The sequence below is a fragment of the Pseudacidovorax intermedius genome (genome assembly GCF_003350475.1).
GTDB lineage: Bacteria > Pseudomonadota > Gammaproteobacteria > Burkholderiales > Burkholderiaceae_C > Xenophilus > Xenophilus intermedius.
On the sequence record NZ_QQAV01000021.1, the window covers coordinates 1 to 17,647 of the forward strand.

The following is a 17,647-nucleotide window of genomic DNA, read 5'->3' on the forward strand; positions in this document are numbered from 1 at the left end:
CTGGTCAAGGGCTACAGCACCGAGATGAGCCTGGAGGTGACCAGCCTGGGCGTGCAGGTGCACGGTGGCATGGGCTTCATCGAGGAGACCGGCGCGGCCCAGTACTACCGCGATGCCAAGATCCTGACCATCTACGAAGGCACGACCGCCATCCAGGCCAACGACCTGGTGGGCCGCAAGACGGCGCGCGACGGCGGCCAGGCCGCACGTGCGATCGCAGCGCAGGTCGAGAAGACCGAGGCGGAACTGCTGGCCAGCCCGAGCGACGATGCCAAGGCCGTGGCCCTGCGCCTGAAGGCAGCGCGTGAGGCCTACCTGGACGTGGTGGACTTCATCGCCGGCCAGGCCAAGGGCGACCCAAATGCGGTGTACGCGGGCAGCGTGCCCTACCTGATGCTGGCCGGCAACCTGGTGGCCGGCTGGCAGTTGGGCCGCTCGCTGCTGGTGGCGCTGACGCCTGAGGCCCAGGCGCAGGACGCGGCCTTCATGCAGGCCAAGGTGGCCACGGCGCGTTTCTATGCCGAACACATCCTGGTGAAGGCCGGCGCCACGCGCGACGCCATCGTGGGCGGGGCGGCCAGCGTCACGGCTCTGCCGCTCGAGGCCTTCTGACGTCCGACGCGGCGGATACCGGGGTTCAGACGTCGATCGGATTCTTCGCGCCGAGTCCCTCGCGCAGCTTGAACTTCTGGATCTTGCCGCCCCATTTCTCATCAACCCTGGCAACCACTGCGGCCAGCATCACGGCGGGATGGCGGTGCAGTGCATCCTCACCGCGGTCGAACGGCCGCCCGCACACCTGTTGTTGGGCAGCGATGCACTGTCGCTTGTCACCGGCAAGCTGGACGACCTTCGCGCCTTGTTGCTCCAGTGGGAATCGACCACGCGTTCCACCGGCACGGCGCCCGTGGGCGCGTCTTGAGGGCCGCGCGGCGGAGGTTTGGCGTTCTCTTGCAGCAGGCCCTCAGAGCCCCGCCTGCCCGACCCGCTGGCTCAGGGCCTGCGCGCTCTCCTTGCGCTCGCTGTAGCGATCGACCAGATAGGGCGCCACGTCGCGCGTGAGCAGCGTGAACTTCATCAGCTCTTCCATCACGTCGACGATGCGGTCGTGGTAGGCCGATGGATTCATGCGGCCGGCTTCGTCGAACTCCTGGTAGGCCTTGGCGACCGAGGACTGGTTGGGAATGGTCAGCATGCGCATCCACCGGCCCAGCACGCGCATCTGGTTCACCGCATTGAAGGACTGCGAGCCGCCCGAGACCTGCATCACGGCCAGCGTCTTGCCCTGCGTCGGGCGCACGGCGCCGACCGAGAGCGGGATCCAGTCGATCTGTGTCTTCATCAGACCGGTCATGGCGCCGTGGCGCTCGGGCGAACACCACACCATGCCCTCGGCCCACTGGGTGAGCGCGTGCAGCTCCTGCACTTTCGGATGGTCCGTCGGCGCGTCGTCCACCAGCGGCAGGCCCGACGGATTGAACATCCGCGTCTCGCCGCCGAGCGCGCGCAGGATGCGGCCGGCCTCTTCGGCGGCCAAGCGGCTGTAGGAGCGCGTACGCAGCGAGCCATACAGCAGCAGGAAGCGCGGCGCATGCGTGCTGCGCTCGGTCGGCATGAGTCGGCGGATGTCGGGCAGTTCGAAATGCGCGCCGTCGAGCTGCGGCAGATCGTGGATGGCCTCAGACACGCCGGCCCTCCGCGTCGACGACCGGCTGGCCGTCTTCCTTGTCGAAGGCGCCGCGCTGCGGCTGGGGCAGCAGGTCCAGCACCGTCTCCGACGGGCGGCACAGGCGGGTGCCGAGCGGCGTGACCACGATGGGGCGGTTGATGAGGATGGGGTACTGGTCCATGAAGTCGATCAGCTGCTCGTCGCTCCATGTCGGAGCGGCGAGCCCGAGCTCGGCGTAGGGCGTGCCCTTCTCGCGCAGCAACCCGCGCACCGGTATGCCCATGGCCGCGATCAGGCCGACCAGGGTCTGCCGCTCGGGTGGCGTCTTCAGGTACTCGACGACCAGCGGCTCCTCGCCGCTGTTGCGGATCAGGGCCAGCACGTTGCGCGAGGTGCCGCAGTCGGGGTTGTGATAAATCGTGATGTTGCTCATGGGGCAGGGGACAGGGGTCAGGAAGCGGACGCCGCGCCACGCTCGTACCAGCCGCGCGAGCGGCTGACCAGACGTACGACCAGCAGCATCACGGGCACCTCGATCAGCACACCGACCACGGTGGCCAGGGCCGCGCCGGAATGGAAGCCGAAGAGGCTGATGGCGGCCGCCACGGCCAGCTCGAAGAAGTTGCTCGCGCCGATCAGCGCCGAGGGGCAGGCGATGGCGTGTTTCTCGCCCACGCGCCGGTTGAGCCAGTAGGCCAGTCCGGAATTGAAGAACACCTGGATCAGGATCGGCACTGCCAGCATGGCGATGACCAGCGGCTGCTGCAGGATGGCGCGACCCTGGAAGGCGAACAGCAGCACGAGCGTGAGCAGCAGTGCGGCGATGGAGAGCGGACCGATGCGCGCCAAGGCGGCATCGAAGCTTGCCTGGCCTTTGCGCAGCAGTGCGCGTCGCCAGAACTGCGCCACGATGACGGGGATGACGATGTACAGCGCCACGGAGGTCAGCAGCGTGGCCCAAGGCACGGTGATCGCCGACAGGCCCAGCAGCAGCCCGACGATGGGCGCGAAGGCGAACACCATGATGGTGTCGTTCAAGGCCACCTGAGACAGCGTGAACACCGGATCGCCCCCCGTGAGCCGGCTCCAGACGAAGACCATCGCCGTGCACGGCGCAGCTGCCAGAAGGATCAGGCCTGCCACGTAGCTGTCGAGCTGCTCGGCCGGCAGCCAGCCGGCAAAGACATGGCGGATGAAGAGCCAGGCCAGCAGTGCCATCGAGAAGGGCTTGACGGCCCAATTGATGAACAGGGTCACGCCGATGCCACGCCAGTGCTGCCGCACCTGTCCGAGCGCACTGAAGTCCACCTTGAGCAGCATCGGGATCACCATGACCCAGATCAGCACGCCTACCGGCAGGTTGACCTGCGCGATTTCCAGGCGACCGACGGCCTCGAACACGCGCGGCGCGGACTGGCCCAAGGCAATGCCCGCAAGGATGCAGGCCAGTACCCAGAGGGTCAGGTAGCGCTCGAAGGCACTCATGTCCGCGTTTGGCTGGCGGCGGCTCGAAAGTGAGGGCGTGGTCATCGTCGTTACTCAGCAGGCGGTGCACCTGGGCGCTGCGGCGACGACTTCGCAGCCTTCGCCCTGGCAGCAGTGCTCGGTCATGTAGCCCAGCAGATCGTTCATGCGGGCGAAGTCGGCGCGGTAGACCAGGTTGCGGCCCTGGGGTTCGATCGTCACCAGGGCGGCATGGGCCAGTTCCTTCAGATGGAAGGACAAGGTGTTGCGCGCCACATCGAGCTGATCGGCCAGCGTGCTGGGCGTCGATCCCTGAGGCCCGGCCACCACCAGCGCGCGGAACGCCCGCAGCCTTTGGGGATGGGCCAGGGCGGCGAGGGCGGACACGGCTTCGTTCTCGGTCATTGTTCGATGATACAAGGGTTATTGAATCATTTGGCCATGATTTTCGATTGGGGCGCGGCTCCCCCATGAAAGCGCAGCAGCATTCGCAGCGGGCGGAGACCGGTGGGGCCCCCTCGCGCCAGCGCATTCCGGCGGTCGAGGTAGCCAGCGATTGTTTCCTGCGGCGGAACACCACGTTCGGCAATGCCTCGGGTTTTCCCTAGCTCAGCGGTCCACAATTCATCTCACGGGCCAGCGATTGAACGCAGACCCGAAGCCGGCGAGGCGGGTGCCTTGCCAGCTCTGTTCAATGCACTGCCTGCCTACAGGAGAAAAATCATGACCAAGACCTCGAAGATCATCGCCCTCGCCGCCCTGTCGTTCGCCGCCGTTGCCGGCGCCAGCGCCGAGGAATACCAGGGCGTCGTCGCCCCCGTGTCGGCCTTCAGCCGCGCCGAAGTGAACGCCCAGGGCGTGCAGGCCGCTCGCGCCGAGCAGAACCTGGAATACGTCGGCCAGCAGGTCGCCGTGGCCCCGGCCGCTCCCCGCAGCCGCGCCGCCGTGCAGGCCGAAGCCGTGGCTGCTGCCCACAACCCGACCGCCAACCTGGATTCCAAGGCCTTCGTAAACAGCACGATTCCCACCCAGTACACCCAGGGCAGCCTGTCGGTCTACCGCAAGGCCGGTCTGTAAAAGACCCCCGCCGCCCTGCGCGGCGCCCGTTGTCAGCGGGCAAGGCGCAGGGCGGATGCCTTCGGGTAACCCGGAAGCCGGTATGCGAAAGCGTGCCGGCTTTCCGTTTCTGGGGCCAACGCCTGTGCTGGCGCGGCTATCGATCCGGGGCGCGTCAGTGCCAGTGGCCGAGCAGGATCGAAGCCAGGCCGGTCGCGGCGGCCAGCAGCGCGGCCACCGTCACGGCCCGCATGGCCAGCGGATCGGCCAGCGCTTCGGGCCCATGCGCCGACAGCTGGCGGCGCCGCACTCGGCCGAAGCTGAAGACGGCTGCTGCAGCCACCACCAGCGCCCCGGAGAGCACCAGCAGCGGCACCGAGTCGTGCACATAGCCGCTGCGCAGATTGAGCACGGCATTCAGCAGCAGGCCGGCGGCGCTCCGCGTCCAGGACAGCGTGGTGCGTTCGGGCTGCAGGCCCGGGTCGCGGCTCGCGGCGGTGGACATTCAGGCGCGATGGCTGGCAATGGCCCAGGCCATCAGCACGGCGAGCACCGCGCAGATGAGCACCACCGCCACCGTCAGGATGGCCAGCATGCGCGAATGGGGCAGCGCATGGCGGTGGCGCATCGACACCTCGTTGTCCCGCCAGCGCGTGTAGGCCAGCAAGGCCAGCGTGCCGGCCACCACGCTCAGCAAGATGGCGGTGCCGACCACCAGCAGATGGGGCTGCAGCTTGGTGGAGAACTGGTCGAGCAGGACGCCCGCCGCCAGCACCGCCAGCGCCGTGCGGATCCAGGCCAGGAAGGTGCGTTCGTTGGCGAGCGTGAATCGGTAGTCCGGCTCTTCGCCGCTGGAGCGCCATGCCGGCCGGGGCTGGGTACGGGGGGCGGTGCCTGCCTTGTGTCGTGAGTCGTGTTCGGCCATCGCCCGAGTATCCGTATGCCGGCTGACTGCCGCCTCAGTCGGCCACGAAGCCGGTGGCCTTGACGATGCGCGCCCATCGCGCGGACTCGTCGTTCATCTTCTTGAGGAAGGCGTCGCCGCAGATGTCGGGCGAGGGCGCGAGGCCCGAAAGCGCCATGCGGCTGCGGAACTCCGGCGAGGCCAGCACCTTGCGGTGCGCATCGGTCAGCCGTTTGACAATGGGCGCGGGCAGGCCGGGTGGGCCGTTCAGGCCGAACCACACGGTCGTTTCCAGCTGCGGCAGGCCGAGTTCGCGCACCGTGGGCACGTCGGGCAGCTCGGGGGCCCGCGTCGGCGCGGTGGTGGCGAAGGCGAGCAGCTTGCCGGCCTTGATCTGCGGCGTGGCGGTGGCGATCTGCACGAAACCCAGCGGCGCGATGCCGCCCACCATGTCGGTGATCTGCTGCGGGCTGCTGCGGTAGGGCACATGCGTCATCGGCACGTTCAGCGCTTCGCTCAGCTGGAAGCCCAGGAAGTGCGCCGGCGAGCCCGGCGAATACGACGAATAGGTGGGCGGCGTCTTCTCCGCCTTGAGCCACTGCTGCAGGCCCTTGAAGTCCCTCGGCCCCAGCGACGGATGGCTGGCGAGCACGAGGCCGGCGTCCACGCCCTGGCAGATGGGCGTGAAGTCGGCGGGCGTGTACTTGGCCTTGGGATTGGCGTTGGGCGTGATGGTCAGCATGCCGGCCGTGCTGACCATCAGCGTGTAGCCATCGGCGGGCGCGCGCAGCATCTGTTGTGCGGCCACCATGCCGCCGACGGCCGGCGAGTTCTCGACCACGATGGGCTGGCCCAGGTCGCGCGACATCAGGTCGGCCAGTGCCCGGGCATAGACATCGGGCGGGCCGCCCGGGGTGGAGGGCGCGATCATCTTGATCGTCTTGGTGGGCCAGGCCTGAGCCTGAGCCTGGGCATGGGCGCCGACGCCGGCGAAGGCGCCGAAGGCCAGTCCGGCGACGAGTGCCATACGGCGGGCGACGGCCGAGCGGGTTGAAGGGGTCATGGTCTGTCTCCTTGGATGTCGAGGGGCCGCGGCGCTCAGCGCTGCGGCATGTCGCGGTACGAATAGCCCAGGCTCACGGCCGCGTCGGCGGGGATGGCCGGCACGGATTCGTTCCAGGCCAGCCAATCCTCGCGCAGTGCCTGGAAGCGTGCGGGTTCGCGCGCCGCCAGGTTGGCGCGTTCGCGCTCGTCGGCGCGCAGGTCGAAGAGGTACTCGTGCTCGTCGACCTTGAGGTACTTCCAGGGCCCGCGGCGCAGCGCGCGCTGGTCGCGGTGGTTCATGCGCCAGTACAGCGGGCGCTCGAAGCGCTGCGCCGGATCGCGCAGCACGGCCGCCAGCGAGACGCCGTCCAGCGTGTGGCCGGCAGGCGGCGCGCCGCCGCCCAGTTCCAGCATCGTGGCCGACCAGTCCATGGTCATGCAGTGCTGGGCGCTGGTGGTGCCAGCGGGAATGGCGGCCGGCCAGTGCGCGATCCAGGGCACGCGGATGCCGCCTTCGGTCAGGTCCATCTTGCCGCCGACCAGTGGCCAGTTGTCCGAAAAGCGCTCGCCGCCGTTGTCGCTGGTGAAGACGATCAGCGTGTTCTCCAGCAGGCCTTCTGCGCGCAGGGCGGCGACCAGCTGGCCGATGCCTTCGTCCATGTGATGGATCATGCGGCGGTAGGTGTGGATGTTGCCGCCGTCCAGGTGGAACAGGTTGGCGGCCGTCTCGGCGGCCACATGCGCGTCGTCGCGCGTCTCCCAGGGCCAGTGCGGCGCCGTGTAGTGCAGGCTCAGGAAGAAGGGCTTGCCGGCGCGGGCGTCGGCCGCGCGGGCCTGCACATGGCCCACGGCGCGGGCGGAGAGCAGGTCGGTGAGGTAGCCCGTCTCGTGGTGCTCGCTTTCGCCGACATAGAGGTCGTGGTCGCCGCGGCCGGAGCAGTGGGTGAAGTAATCCACACCGCCGGCCATGATCCCGTAGAACTCGTCGTAGCCCGAGCGCAGCGGACCGAAGCTGGGCGGATAGCCCAGGTGCCACTTGCCGATCAGCGCCGTGGCGTAGCCGGCATCGCGCAGCAGCGAGGGCAGGGTGGGCATCTCGGGTGGCAGGCCCAGCGTGGTGCTGCCCTTGCTGCGGCTGTTGATCGGCTCTTCCATGCCGCCGCGCAGGCGGTACTGGTAGCGCATGGTCATCAGCGCAAAGCGCGTGGGCGAGCAGACGGGCGAGTTGGCATAGCCCTCGGTGAAGCGCAGGCCGCCTTCGGCCAGGGCGTCGATGTTCGGGGAGACGAGGCCGAAGTCGGCGCTGCGGCCACCGTAGCAGCCGAGGTCGGCATAGCCCAGGTCGTCGGCGACGATGTAGATGATGTTGGGTCTGGAGGTCATGACAGCGTGCACTGCGAGGAGCAACTGCCGAGCTTAGGCAGGAAGCAGCCATCCGTAAAATTGAAAATTACGCGCCAACCATAAAAATCCCGATGGATCCTCGGCACCTGGTCCAGCTCGCGACCATCCTCGAGAAAGGCTCGATCACGCAGGCGAGCCGGCATCTGCACCTCACGCAGCCCACGCTCACCCACAACATGCAGACGCTGGAGATGCAGGCGGGCGGCCAACTCTTCGAGCGCAGCCGCTATGGCGTGCGCAGCACGCCGCTGGGCGAGATGCTGGCGCGTGAGGGACGGGCCATCGCGCGGCGGCTCAACGATGCAGCAGAGGTGAGCGCCCGGCACCGTGGCGGCATCCGTCGTCAGTTGCGCATCGGCTCGGGCCCCATGGTGGGCGCTGCGGTGCTCGACGAGGTGACGCGCGCGCTACTGACGCGTTTCGACGATCTGGCCCTGTCGGTGCGCAGCGACCGGCCGCATACGCTGGTCGAGCAACTCATCGATGGCCAGCACGACTTCGTGATCGCGCCTTCGTGGCTGGAGCGCCCTCCGCAGGGCATCGAGCGGCGCCTGCTGGTGGCGGACACTTTGGGCGTCTATTGCGGTATGGATCATCCCTTCGCCGGCCGGGCCTCTCTGGCGCATGGCGAGGCGGAGACTGCCGACTGGATCAGCATGGGCACGACCTCGCCCTTCGAGCAGGATGTGCGGACCATGCTGGCCGGCGGGGGCGTGCAGCAGATGCGGGCGCAGGTGACCGTGTTGGGCGAGGCCTTCGTGCTGCTGGAGATGCTGGCGCGCGGCCGGCATATTTCGGTGCTCCCCAACTTTCCGCTGCAGCGGTTGCGTGCGCGGTTCGGGCTGGTGCAACTGACCTGGCCGGGTCCGGCGGCGTCGCGCCCCATCTATCTGTGGAGCCGCACGACCACGCTGGAGAGTGGCCTGATGGCCGAGGTCGCCGAACTGATCGTGGCCGAGGTCAAGTCGCTGGCGTAGCCGATGCACTGCCGCTCCCGCAGGCGGAGGCGCGAGGGCGACAGACTGGCTTGTCCCGCTCTTTGCGGCTGAAAGAAAAACCGCCCGCGCCGGCCGGGCCATCGACCCAGCCCGCACGGGCGGCTTTGTGGTGGGCAGGGAAGACTAGATTCGTCCCATGAGCAGCAGCACGATCACGATCACGAGCACCAGACCCAGGCCGCCGCTCGGGCCGTAGCCCCAGCTGCGGCTGTAGCCCCAGCTGGGCAGGGCTCCGATCAGCAGCAGGATCAGGACGATGAGCAGGATGAAGGAAAGGGACATGGCGTAGCTCCGAGCTCTGTGAGTTGTTGACAGAGCGGATGCTGAGCATGTCGAAGGGGCCGGGCGGACGGCGGTGGGCCCCTTGCGCTGTCAGGCCCTTGCCGCGGACGGGTGTCAGAGTTTTGCCAGCCTCGTCAAGGCATCGCGCAGCGTCTCGTCGCGCTTGGCATAGCAGAAGCGCACCACGCGCTGATCGAATCCGTCGCCGTAGAAGGCCGACAGCGGGATCGCCGCCACGCCGATCTCGCGCGTGAGCCACTGGCAGAAATCGGCCTCCGACAGGTCGCTCACCGCCGAGATGTCCACGCACTGGAAGTAGCTGCCCTCGCTGGGCAGCAGGCGCAGGCGGGTGCGCGCCAGGCCTTCGGCGAAGAGATCGCGCTTGCGCTGGTAGAAGGCGGGCAGGTCCACATAGGGCGCCGCATCGGCCATGTAATGCGCAAGCGCATGCTGCATGGGCGTGTTGACCGTGAACACGTTGAACTGGTGCACCTTGCGGAACTCGGCCGTCAGCACGGCCGGCGCCGCCACGTAGCCGACCTTCCAGCCGGTGACGTGGTAGGTCTTGCCGAAGCTGCTCACGATCAGGCTGCGCGCCGCCAGGCCCGGGAAGCGGGCCACGCTCTGGTGCAGCGCACCGTCGTAGACCATGTGCTCGTAGACCTCGTCGCTGATCACGAACACATCGGTGGGCGCGAGCAGTTCTTCAAGCTGGCGCATCTCTTCGGCGGTCCACACGGTGCCACTCGGGTTGTGGGGCGTGTTGATCAGGACGGCGCGGGTGCGCGGCGAGAGCGCTGCGGCGATGCGGCCGAAGTCGGGCCGGAAGCTGCCCGGTACCAGCGGCACGCGCACCACCACGCCGCCGGCCAGCTCGATGTTCGGCACGTAGCTGTCGTAGCAGGGCTCCAGGACGATCACCTCGTCGCCGGGTCGCACCAGCGCCAGGATCGCCGTGATGATGGCTTGCGTGGCGCCCGCGGTGACCGTGATCTCGCTGCCGGCGTCGTAGTGCCGGCCGTAGAGCGCCTCGATCTTGGCGGCGATGCGCTCGCGCAGCAGCGGTACGCCGGTCATCGGCGGGTACTGGTTGTGGCCCGCGGCCATGGCGGCGGTCACGGCGTCCAGCAGCTTCGGGTCGCAGCCAAAGTCCGGGAAGCCCTGGCCCAGGTTGACGGCACCGTGCTCGGTCGCCAGGGCGGACATCACGGTGAAGATGGTGGTGCCCACGGCGGGCAGCTTGGTGCCCGGCTCGGGCGTGCGGGGAGCGGTCATGGCAGTGAAGGCGCGATGCAGCGGGATCAGAGTTCGTAGTCGTCGTAGTGGCCGCTCAGGGCCTTGGCGATCAGGTTGCGGTCCAGCCGGTCCGACAGCAACTCGGCGAACTTGAAGACGAAGTTGCGCAGGTAGGCGCCGCGCTTGAAGGCGACGCGTGCGACGTTCTGGCCGATCACCTGGCCCATCGGTCGCACCACGAGGTCGTCGTTGTTGTCCTCGCGCACCGCCATCTCGGCCACGATGCCCACGCCCAGGCCCAGGCGCACATAGGTCTTGATGACGTCGGAGTCGATGGCCTCCAGCGCGATGCGCGGCGACAGCTTCTTCTGCGCGAAGGCATGGTCGATGCGCGTGCGGCCGGTGAAGGAGGGGTGGTAGGTGATGAGCGGCTCGGCGGCCAGGTCTTCGAGGCTCACGCGCTCCTTGGTTGCGAGCGGATGGTCCTTGGGCAGCACCAGCACGTGCTGCCATTCGTAGCAGGGCAGCGTGACCAGGCCGTCATAGGCATCCAGCGACTCGGTGGCAACACCGATCTCGGCCACCTCGTCCAGCACCATCTGCGCCACCTGGCCGGGCGAGCCCTGGTGCAGGCTGACGTTCACCTTGGGGTAGGCCTCCCGCAGCTTGACCACGGGCACCGGCAACACATAGCGGGCCTGCGTGTGCGTGGTGGCAATGGACAGCGTGCCACTGTCCTGCGCGCTGAACTGCTCGCCGATCCGGCGCAGGTTGCCCACCTCGCGCATGATCAGTTCGATGCTGGCGATCACGTGCTGGCCGGGCTCGGTCACGCGCTTCAGGCGCTTGCCATGGCGCGCGAAGATTTCCACGCCCAGCTCTTCTTCCAGTTCGATGATGGCCTTGGAGACGCCGGGCTGCGAGGTATGCAGCGCCTTGGCGGCTTCGGTCAGGTTCAGGTTGCGGCGCACCGCCTCCTGAACGAACTTGAACTGGTGAAGGTTCATAACAAATCCCGATGTTTATCGCGATTCATTATGCCTTATCAATCTATCGAGCTGGGTGGAGCGCAAGCCGGGCCAGCAGGTCGATGACAGCCGGATCCTTGCCCACGGCCGGGGCCTGGGTGAACTGAATGGCGGGGTGCTGCTGGCGCAGTTCGGCCATGAGCAGCGGCAGGTCTTCCCGCGCATGGCGGCCCATGCCCAGGAAGAGCGGCACGACGTGGATGCTGGCCGCGCCTTCGGCCACGAGCTCCGCCACCGCCGTCGGCAGGTCGGGCGCCACCAGTTCGAGGTAGGCACAGCGCACGCGCGCGTCCGGCGCCTGCTCGGCGACGCGACGCGCCACGGCTTCCACCGGCTCGCGCCACTGCGCGTCACGCGAGCCATGGGCAAAGAGGACGATGCCGCGCGTCGTCATCGCCGCAGCACCAGCCATCCGAAGGCGCCCAGCGACATCAGCGAATACAGAAGGCCCGGCGCCGCCGCCGTGGCCCAGGGCCACCAGTCACGCAGATTGCCGATGTAGCCGAACACGTTGTTCAGCAGGAAGAAGCTGATGCCGATCATCACGCCGCCGAACACGTAGCCGGCGATGCCGCTCTGGCGGAAGTGCAGGTAGGCGAAGGGCAGGGCCAACACCACCATCACCAGGCAGGAGAGCGGATAGAACACCTTTCGCCAGAACTCGATCTTGTAGCGCTGGGTGGCCTGGCCGTTGGCATCCAGGTGGCGCGTGTACTCGAACAGGTCGACCGTGCGCATGCGCTCGGGCTTGAGCAGCGCGACCGCCACCATGTCCGTGGTCAGGCCCGTCTGCCAGGCCAGCAGCGGCTGGTGAACATTGATCACCTTGGGCGACGTCGTGCCGGGCGCGGTCTGGAACTCCTGGCGCTGGGCGTTCTGCAGCACCCAGCCGCCCGCGACAATGCGCGCCGTGTCGGCCGTGGTCAGCGAGCGCAGGAAGCCGCGGTCGTCGAACTCGAACACGCGCGGCAGCTTCAGCGTGCCGTCGCGGTCGATGGACACCACGTTGACGGCGAAGGAATGGTCGCCCTGCCGCTCCTTCAGCCAGCCACCCGTGAGGCCGGCCGTCGCCAGGTAGCCCTGGTAGCGGGACTTGAGCAGCTGCGCCGCACGGTCGGACAACGGCGCCACGTAGTCGCCCACCGCAAAGGTCAGCACCACGAAGCCGAGGCCCAGCGTCAGCAGCATGCGCAGGGCTCGCCAGGGACCGAGGCCGCTGGTGCGCAGGATCGTGTACTCCGAGCTGCGCGCCAGATTGGCCATCACGAAGATGCTGCCGATCAGCACCGCGATCGGAAGCAGCTCGTAGAGGTGGCTGGGCACCAGAAGCGTGACGTAGAGCAGGGCCTGGGGCAGGCCGTAAGGTGCCACGGTGCCTTTGCCCACCGCGGACAGCTCGTCCACGAAGTCGAAGAAGAAGAACAGGCTCAGGAAGCCCAGCGTGACGAAGGCGATCGACTTGATCGCCTCGGCGTAGATCAGGCGGCGCAGCGTTCTCATGCGTTCAGGATGTGGCGACGCGCGGGCGCGGACGCCGCCAGCTGTTGTGGCGAAGGGCGATCCACAGCAGCATGCCCACGAGCATGCCGCCATGCAGCACCACCAGGAAGCCGGGCAGCGAGAAGCGGCCGTTGCCCACCCAGCTCTGGCCCAGGTTGAGCAGGTTGAAGTAGATGACGAAGCAGAACAGGGCGAACAGCAGGTTGCCGCTGCGGCCCACGCGCGGATTGACGTTCGACACCACCAGCGCCAGCAGCACGAAGTTGACGGCGGCCAGCACCATGCCCACGCGCCAGCCAACTTCGCCCTGGTTGGGCAGCGAAGGCGATGCCATCAGTGCGAGCGTGGACAGCGCCTTCGGCGCCACCGACTCACCCGGCAGGGGGCTGTCGTTGCCCATGCGGGCGCCGTAGGTGCCGAACTCGCTGATCTTCAGGTCGCTGCTGTCGAAGCTGCGCTCCAGCCGCTGGCCGTTGGACAGAACCAGGTAGCGGCCGCCCATGAGCGTCTCCACCTTGCCGCTCTGGGCCGAGGTGATGATCTGCTGGTTGCGCTCCAGCGAGGAGATGAAGACGTTGGAGGCAGAGGTGGCGTCCGGCGAGTCCTTGTCGATGTAGAACACGCGGTTGCGTGCCGCCGACTCCTGGAACTGTCCGGGCGCCACGCGGTCGAGGTCGCCGCGGCGCTCGTACTGATCACGCATGCCCTGCGTCTGCGAATTGGCCCACGGCCAGCCGACGAGCGACAGCACGGCGATCAGCAGCAGCACCGGCCAGGCGAAGCGCAGCAGGGGCGAGATGAAGTCCGCCAGGCCGCGACCCGCCGAGAACCAGATGACCATCTCGCTGTCGCGGTACATGCGCGAGAGCGTTCCGACGATCGAGATGAACAGGCTGAGGCTGAGGATGGTCGGCATGTAGCCGATCACCGTATAGGCCATCACCAGGAACACCTCGGAGGGATTGACGCTGCCACGCGAGGCCAGGCCCAGCGTGCGGATCAGGATGATCGTCATCACGATCGCGATCAGCACCACCAGCGTGGCCCCGAAGCTGCGCGACAGCTCCTTGCGCAAAGTGGAATGGAATAACATCGTCCGAGCGAAAAGACGGATTATGGACTTCCAACTCAAGACCCTCGGCCTCGCGCAGGCTGCCTCGGAAAAGGCCGACGCACTCGTCGTCCTCGTGCATGACGACTTCAAGGGCGAGGGCAGCGACGGCGTGTCCCGGCTGCTGGCCCAGGCCCGCAAGGCCGGCGACCTGAAGGGCAAGCCGGGCAAGCTGATCGCGGCCTACGGCGCAGCCGACGTCTCTGCGACTCGGCTCGTGCTGTGCTCTGCCGGTGATCTTTCGTCCACGGCTGTTCGCAGTGCCGTCGGGGCGGCCCTGCAGGCGGTCAAGTCCGCCGCGCCCAAGAAGCTGGCGATGGTCTTCGCAGGCGCCGTCGATGCCCGGGCCCTGCATGCGGCGGTGCTCGCCGCCGCCGACGCGAGCTACGTCTACACCACCACACAGTCCAAGCCCGAGCCGCGCACCATTCGCCAGCTCGTGCTGGGCGTGGCCGATGTCTCCGGCCTGCAGGCCGGTTTCGATGTGGCGCGCGCCACGGTGCGGGGCGTCGAGTTCGCCAAGGAATGGGCCAACCGTCCGGGCAACCACTCCACGCCCACGATGCTGGCCGAGGCGGCGCAATCGCTGGCCCGCGGCCCCAAGCTCAAGGTCGAGGTGCTGGGCCCGCGCGAGGTGGCCAAGCTCGGCATGGGCGCCTTCATGGCCGTGGCCCAGGGCTCCGAGCAGCCGCTGCGCTTCATCGTGCTGCGCTACCAGGGCGCGGCCAAGGACGTGGCGCCGCAGGTGCTGGTCGGCAAGGGCATCACCTTCGACACGGGCGGCGTGTCGCTCAAGCCCGCGGCCGAGATGGACGAGATGAAGTTCGACATGGGTGGCGCGGCCAGCGTGCTCGGCGTCTTCCGTGCGCTGGGCGAGATCCAGCCTGCCATCAATGTGGTCGGCCTCATTCCCAGCTGCGAAAACATGAACGATGGCCGTGCGGTCAAGCCCGGCGACGTGGTCACCAGCATGGACGGCCAGACCATCGAGATCCTCAACACCGACGCCGAAGGCCGGCTCATCCTGTGCGATGCGCTGACCTATGCCAAGCGCTTCGCGCCCAAGGCGGTGATCGACATCGCGACCCTGACGGGCGCCTGCGTGGTGGCCCTGGGCGGCGTGCGCAGCGGCCTGTTCTCCAGTGACGATGCCCTGGCCGAAGCCCTGCAGCGTGCGGGAGAGAACGCGCAGGACCGTTGCTGGCGCATGCCGCTGGATGACGAGTACGCCGAAGGGCTGAAGACGCGCTTCGCCGACGTCGCCAACGTGGCCGGCCGCGCGGGCGGTGCCATCACGGCGGCCAAGTTCCTGCAGCGTTTCACCGCCGACTTCGCTTGGGCGCACCTGGACATCGCCGGCACCGCGTGGAAGAGCGGCGGTGCCAAGGGCGCCACGGGCCGTCCCGTGGGCCTGCTTCTTGACTATCTGCTGTCGCAGGCTGCCGAGGGCGCCGTGCCCGCTGCGCCCCGCAAGCGCGCCCGCAAGACACCAGTCTCTGCCTGAGGCCGAGCGCAACGCCCCCGTGACCGAGATCGACGTCCACTACAACACGGCCGACAAGCTGCAGCATGCCTGCCGGCTCCTGCGCAAGGCCGTGCTCGGCGCCGATGCGCAGGTCGTGGTGCAAGGGCCCGGCGAACTGCTCGACGCGCTGGACGAAGCCCTGTGGCGCTTCTCGCCGGCGGACTTCATCCCGCACTGCAAGGCCGATGCGCCAGTGCATGTGCGCGGGCGCTCCGCCGTGTTGCTGGGCGTGGCCGAAGGCGACCCCCCGTCCCACCGGCAGGTGATGCTCAACCTGGGCCTGCCCCTGCCGCAGGGCTTCGAGCGCTTCGATCGCCTGATCGACGTGGTGGGCTTCGATGACGACGAGCGGCTGGCTGGCCGCACGCGCTGGCGCCACTATTCGGATCGCGGCTACGCCATCACGCGACACGACGTGGGATCGCGCAGCGCATGAGCGTGCCGCCCCGCACCCCGCCGCGCTTCGTGCCGACCCTCACCGCGGTGGTCGACCTCGACGCGCCGTCGGTGGTGGGGCCCGAGCTGGTCTGGCCCGAGACGCCCGCTCCGATGCCCCAGGGCGATGCACCCGCCGCCACGGTTCCGCCGGCCGCCGAAGCCATGCCTGTGGCGCAAGCCTCTGCCGAGCCGGCGCCCACCGCCTCCATGGTGGCCATCCGTCCCGAGGACATCTTCGAGATCGAGGAAGAGCTGCTGCACCGCGTGCTCCAGCGCGTCGACCTGCGCCTGGAGGAGGCGCTGACCGATGTCGTCTCCCAGGCCGTCCAGCAGCAGCTCGACGCCATGATCCCGGTGCTTCGCAACCGCCTCGAAGACCAGCTGCGGCAGCTCATTTCGAACGCCCTGGCCCAGGAGCTTTCGGCCGCCGAACCCCGTGTTTCCGCCGGGGTTCGTGCACCATCGTTGGGCTAAACTGATTTGCAGGTCGGGAGGCGCGTGGGTGCCACAGACCGGTGTGCCGGCCTGGAACTTGCTCCAGCATGGCGCGCCGGTTGCATCGACCGGTAGACCAATATCAGTTCTGTTTTTATCGTTTAGGAGGTTTCTCATGCAATTGAAATGGACCGCGGTCGCCCTGGCTGCACTCTCGGTGGTGGCCTGTGGCAAGAAGGAAGAAGCCGCAGCACCCGCAGCGAGCCCGGCAGCCACGGCGGCAGCGCCCGCACCTGCTGCGCCTCCGGCGGGTGAAACCCTCACGGTCAAGATCGGCCACGTGGCGCCCACCAGCGGTGCCATCGCTCACCTGGGCAAGGACAACGAGCTCGGCGCCAAGATGGCCATCGAGGACCTGAATGCCCAGGGCATGAAGATCGGCGACAAGACGGCCAAGTTCGAGTTGATCGCTGAAGACGATGCCGGCGATCCGAAGCAGGGCACGGCCGTGGCCCAGAAGCTGGTGGACAGCCAAGTCAACGGCGTGGTCGGCCACCTGAACTCGGGCACCACCATTCCCGCCTCCAAGATCTACAGCGACGCCGGCATCCCGCAGATTTCCCCCTCCGCCACGAACCCCAAGTACACCCGCCAGGGCTTCAAGACCACCTTCCGCGTGGTGGCTGACGACACCCAGCTGGGCGGCACCCTGGGCAAGTACGCCGTCGAGACCCTCAAGGGCAAGAACATCGCCGTGATCGACGACCGCACGGCCTACGGCCAGGGCGTCGCCGACGAGTTCGAGAAGGCCGCCAAGGCCGCAGGCGGCACGATCGTGGGCCGTGAGTTCACCACCGACAAGTCCACCGACTTCAACGCCATCCTGACCAAGCTCAAGGGCGCCAAGCCCGACATCCTGTTCTTCGGCGGCATGGACGCCGTCGGCGGCCCGATGCTCAAGCAGGTCAAGCAGCTGGGCCTGAACGTCAAGTTCATGGGCGGCGACGGCCTGTGCACGGGCGAGCTGGCCAAGCTGGCCGGCGATGCCATCGGCGAAGAGATGGTCTACTGCGCCGAAGCAGGCGGCGTGGACGGCGACTTCAAGGCGCCGCTGGATGCCTGGAAGGCCAAGTTCAAGGAAAAGAACGGCGTGGACGTGCAGATCTACGCGCCGTACGTCTACGACGCCGTGCAGGTGCTGGCTGCCGCCATGGCCAAGGCCGGTTCGGCCGACCCCGCCAAGTACCTGCCCGAAGTCGGCAAGATCGAATACAAGGGCCTGACCGGCCCCATCGCCTTCGACGAGAAGGGCGACATCAAGAACGGCGCGCTGACGCTCTACACCTACAAGGGTGGCGCGCGCACGCAGATCGCCGTGGTGCGCTGAGCACCTCCGGCGCATCGCCAGACCAAAGGGGCCTTCGGGCCCCTTTTCCGTTTTCGAGTGGCGGCGCGCGCCTCTCAAGAAACAGAACTGAAGACAGCTGACTTCATGCAGCGGCCTCCACGGGGTGGATCTGGAAGCCCAGCGCAGCGGCGCGGCGCTTGAGGGC

22 protein-coding genes are annotated in these 17,647 nt (G+C 68.0%); 8 read left to right on the forward strand and 14 right to left on the reverse strand.

All coding sequences use genetic code 11. The features are described 5' to 3' along the window. Window positions 1-612, forward strand: a 612-nt coding sequence (locus tag DFR41_RS27065; RefSeq protein WP_147284451.1) for an acyl-CoA dehydrogenase C-terminal domain-containing protein, incomplete at its 5' end; no start/stop codon positions are given. Between the two features lie 139 nt (window positions 613-751). Further along, window positions 752-922, forward strand: a complete 171-nt coding sequence (locus DFR41_RS27915; protein ID WP_017758609.1) for a hypothetical protein — start codon at window positions 752-754, stop codon at window positions 920-922. 42 nt (window positions 923-964) lie between these two features. Here the strand turns inward: DFR41_RS27915 and arsH are convergent, their stop codons facing one another. From arsH to DFR41_RS27090, 4 genes are read right to left on the reverse strand one after another with little or no spacing between them, the layout of a single operon-like run. Continuing rightward, complete coding sequence (gene arsH, locus DFR41_RS27075) at window positions 965-1,687, reverse strand: arsenical resistance protein ArsH (RefSeq protein WP_114805014.1); 723 nt, start codon at window positions 1,685-1,687, stop codon at window positions 965-967. Next, a complete protein-coding gene (gene arsC, locus DFR41_RS27080; protein WP_114805015.1) occupies window positions 1,680-2,102 on the reverse strand; it encodes an arsenate reductase (glutaredoxin) in 423 nt (140 codons plus the stop codon). Before arsC ends, arsH begins: the two co-directional genes overlap by 8 nt. Before the next feature lie 17 nt (window positions 2,103-2,119). Continuing rightward, the gene (gene arsB, locus DFR41_RS27085) at window positions 2,120-3,199 is read right to left on the reverse strand and encodes an ACR3 family arsenite efflux transporter (RefSeq protein ID WP_114805016.1); all 1,080 of its coding nucleotides are present in this window, start codon (window positions 3,197-3,199) and stop codon (window positions 2,120-2,122) included. A 9-nt stretch (window positions 3,200-3,208) separates the two neighbouring features. Further along, on the reverse strand, window positions 3,209-3,538 hold the full coding sequence (locus DFR41_RS27090; protein WP_114805017.1) for an ArsR/SmtB family transcription factor: 330 nt from the start codon (window positions 3,536-3,538) through the stop codon (window positions 3,209-3,211). Between the two features lie 318 nt (window positions 3,539-3,856). Here DFR41_RS27090 and DFR41_RS27095 point away from each other — a divergent pair, with 318 nt between their 5' ends. After that, complete coding sequence (locus DFR41_RS27095) at window positions 3,857-4,210, forward strand: alpha/beta hydrolase (protein ID WP_114803130.1); 354 nt, start codon at window positions 3,857-3,859, stop codon at window positions 4,208-4,210. Between the two features lie 154 nt (window positions 4,211-4,364). Here DFR41_RS27095 and DFR41_RS27100 read toward each other — a convergent pair whose 3' ends face one another. Genes DFR41_RS27100 through DFR41_RS27115 form a run of 4 tightly spaced genes read right to left on the reverse strand, consistent with a single transcriptional unit; the run spans window position 4,365 to window position 7,520 of the window. Next, window positions 4,365-4,694 (reverse strand): DUF202 domain-containing protein, encoded by a 330-nt coding sequence (locus DFR41_RS27100; RefSeq protein WP_017761914.1) that lies wholly within the window; start codon window positions 4,692-4,694, stop codon window positions 4,365-4,367. Next, window positions 4,695-5,114: a YidH family protein gene (locus DFR41_RS27105; protein WP_017761915.1), complete on the reverse strand. Its 420-nt coding sequence runs from the start codon at window positions 5,112-5,114 to the stop codon at window positions 4,695-4,697. It abuts the gene before it with no gap. 34 nt (window positions 5,115-5,148) lie between these two features. Next, window positions 5,149-6,156: a Bug family tripartite tricarboxylate transporter substrate binding protein gene (locus DFR41_RS27110; protein WP_114805018.1), complete on the reverse strand. Its 1,008-nt coding sequence runs from the start codon at window positions 6,154-6,156 to the stop codon at window positions 5,149-5,151. A 35-nt stretch (window positions 6,157-6,191) separates the two neighbouring features. Beyond that, window positions 6,192-7,520 (reverse strand): sulfatase family protein, encoded by a 1,329-nt coding sequence (locus tag DFR41_RS27115; RefSeq protein ID WP_114805019.1) that lies wholly within the window; start codon window positions 7,518-7,520, stop codon window positions 6,192-6,194. 92 nt (window positions 7,521-7,612) lie between these two features. Here DFR41_RS27115 and DFR41_RS27120 point away from each other — a divergent pair, with 92 nt between their 5' ends. After that, window positions 7,613-8,518, forward strand: coding sequence for a LysR family transcriptional regulator (locus DFR41_RS27120; RefSeq protein ID WP_114805020.1), 906 nt, complete (start codon window positions 7,613-7,615; stop codon window positions 8,516-8,518). Between the two features lie 144 nt (window positions 8,519-8,662). Here the strand turns inward: DFR41_RS27120 and DFR41_RS27125 are convergent, their stop codons facing one another. From DFR41_RS27125 to lptF, 6 genes are all read right to left on the reverse strand, one after another. Beyond that, the gene (locus DFR41_RS27125) at window positions 8,663-8,821 is read right to left on the reverse strand and encodes a DUF3309 family protein (RefSeq protein ID WP_017761920.1); all 159 of its coding nucleotides are present in this window, start codon (window positions 8,819-8,821) and stop codon (window positions 8,663-8,665) included. Window positions 8,822-8,935: 114 nt separating this feature from the next. Beyond that, entirely contained in the window at window positions 8,936-10,096 is a 1,161-nt protein-coding gene (locus tag DFR41_RS27130) for a pyridoxal phosphate-dependent aminotransferase (protein WP_114805021.1), read from the reverse strand. 26 nt (window positions 10,097-10,122) lie between these two features. Further along, the gene (locus DFR41_RS27135; protein WP_017761922.1) at window positions 10,123-11,064 is read right to left on the reverse strand and encodes a CysB family HTH-type transcriptional regulator; all 942 of its coding nucleotides are present in this window, start codon (window positions 11,062-11,064) and stop codon (window positions 10,123-10,125) included. A gap of 43 nt (window positions 11,065-11,107) precedes the next feature. Further along, window positions 11,108-11,479: a sirohydrochlorin chelatase gene (locus DFR41_RS27140; protein WP_017761923.1), complete on the reverse strand. Its 372-nt coding sequence runs from the start codon at window positions 11,477-11,479 to the stop codon at window positions 11,108-11,110. Further along, window positions 11,476-12,585: an LPS export ABC transporter permease LptG gene (gene lptG / locus DFR41_RS27145; protein ID WP_017761924.1), complete on the reverse strand. Its 1,110-nt coding sequence runs from the start codon at window positions 12,583-12,585 to the stop codon at window positions 11,476-11,478. The genes DFR41_RS27140 and lptG overlap by 4 nt, the downstream gene beginning before the upstream one ends. A gap of 4 nt (window positions 12,586-12,589) precedes the next feature. Further along, on the reverse strand, window positions 12,590-13,678 hold the full coding sequence (lptF, locus tag DFR41_RS27150) for an LPS export ABC transporter permease LptF (protein WP_114805022.1): 1,089 nt from the start codon (window positions 13,676-13,678) through the stop codon (window positions 12,590-12,592). A 22-nt stretch (window positions 13,679-13,700) separates the two neighbouring features. On the opposite strand from lptF, the gene DFR41_RS27155 reads away from it, so the two are divergent. From DFR41_RS27155 to DFR41_RS27170, 4 genes are all read left to right on the forward strand, one after another. Then, window positions 13,701-15,200, forward strand: a complete 1,500-nt coding sequence (locus tag DFR41_RS27155; protein ID WP_017761926.1) for a leucyl aminopeptidase — start codon at window positions 13,701-13,703, stop codon at window positions 15,198-15,200. A gap of 19 nt (window positions 15,201-15,219) precedes the next feature. Beyond that, entirely contained in the window at window positions 15,220-15,657 is a 438-nt protein-coding gene (locus DFR41_RS27160) for a DNA polymerase III subunit chi (RefSeq protein ID WP_114805023.1), read from the forward strand. Further along, window positions 15,654-16,133 (forward strand): hypothetical protein, encoded by a 480-nt coding sequence (locus DFR41_RS27165; protein WP_017761928.1) that lies wholly within the window; start codon window positions 15,654-15,656, stop codon window positions 16,131-16,133. Before DFR41_RS27160 ends, DFR41_RS27165 begins: the two co-directional genes overlap by 4 nt. Window positions 16,134-16,269: 136 nt before the next feature. Further along, on the forward strand, window positions 16,270-17,481 hold the full coding sequence (locus tag DFR41_RS27170) for a branched-chain amino acid ABC transporter substrate-binding protein (protein ID WP_017761929.1): 1,212 nt from the start codon (window positions 16,270-16,272) through the stop codon (window positions 17,479-17,481). Window positions 17,482-17,647 lie beyond the last annotated feature (166 nt).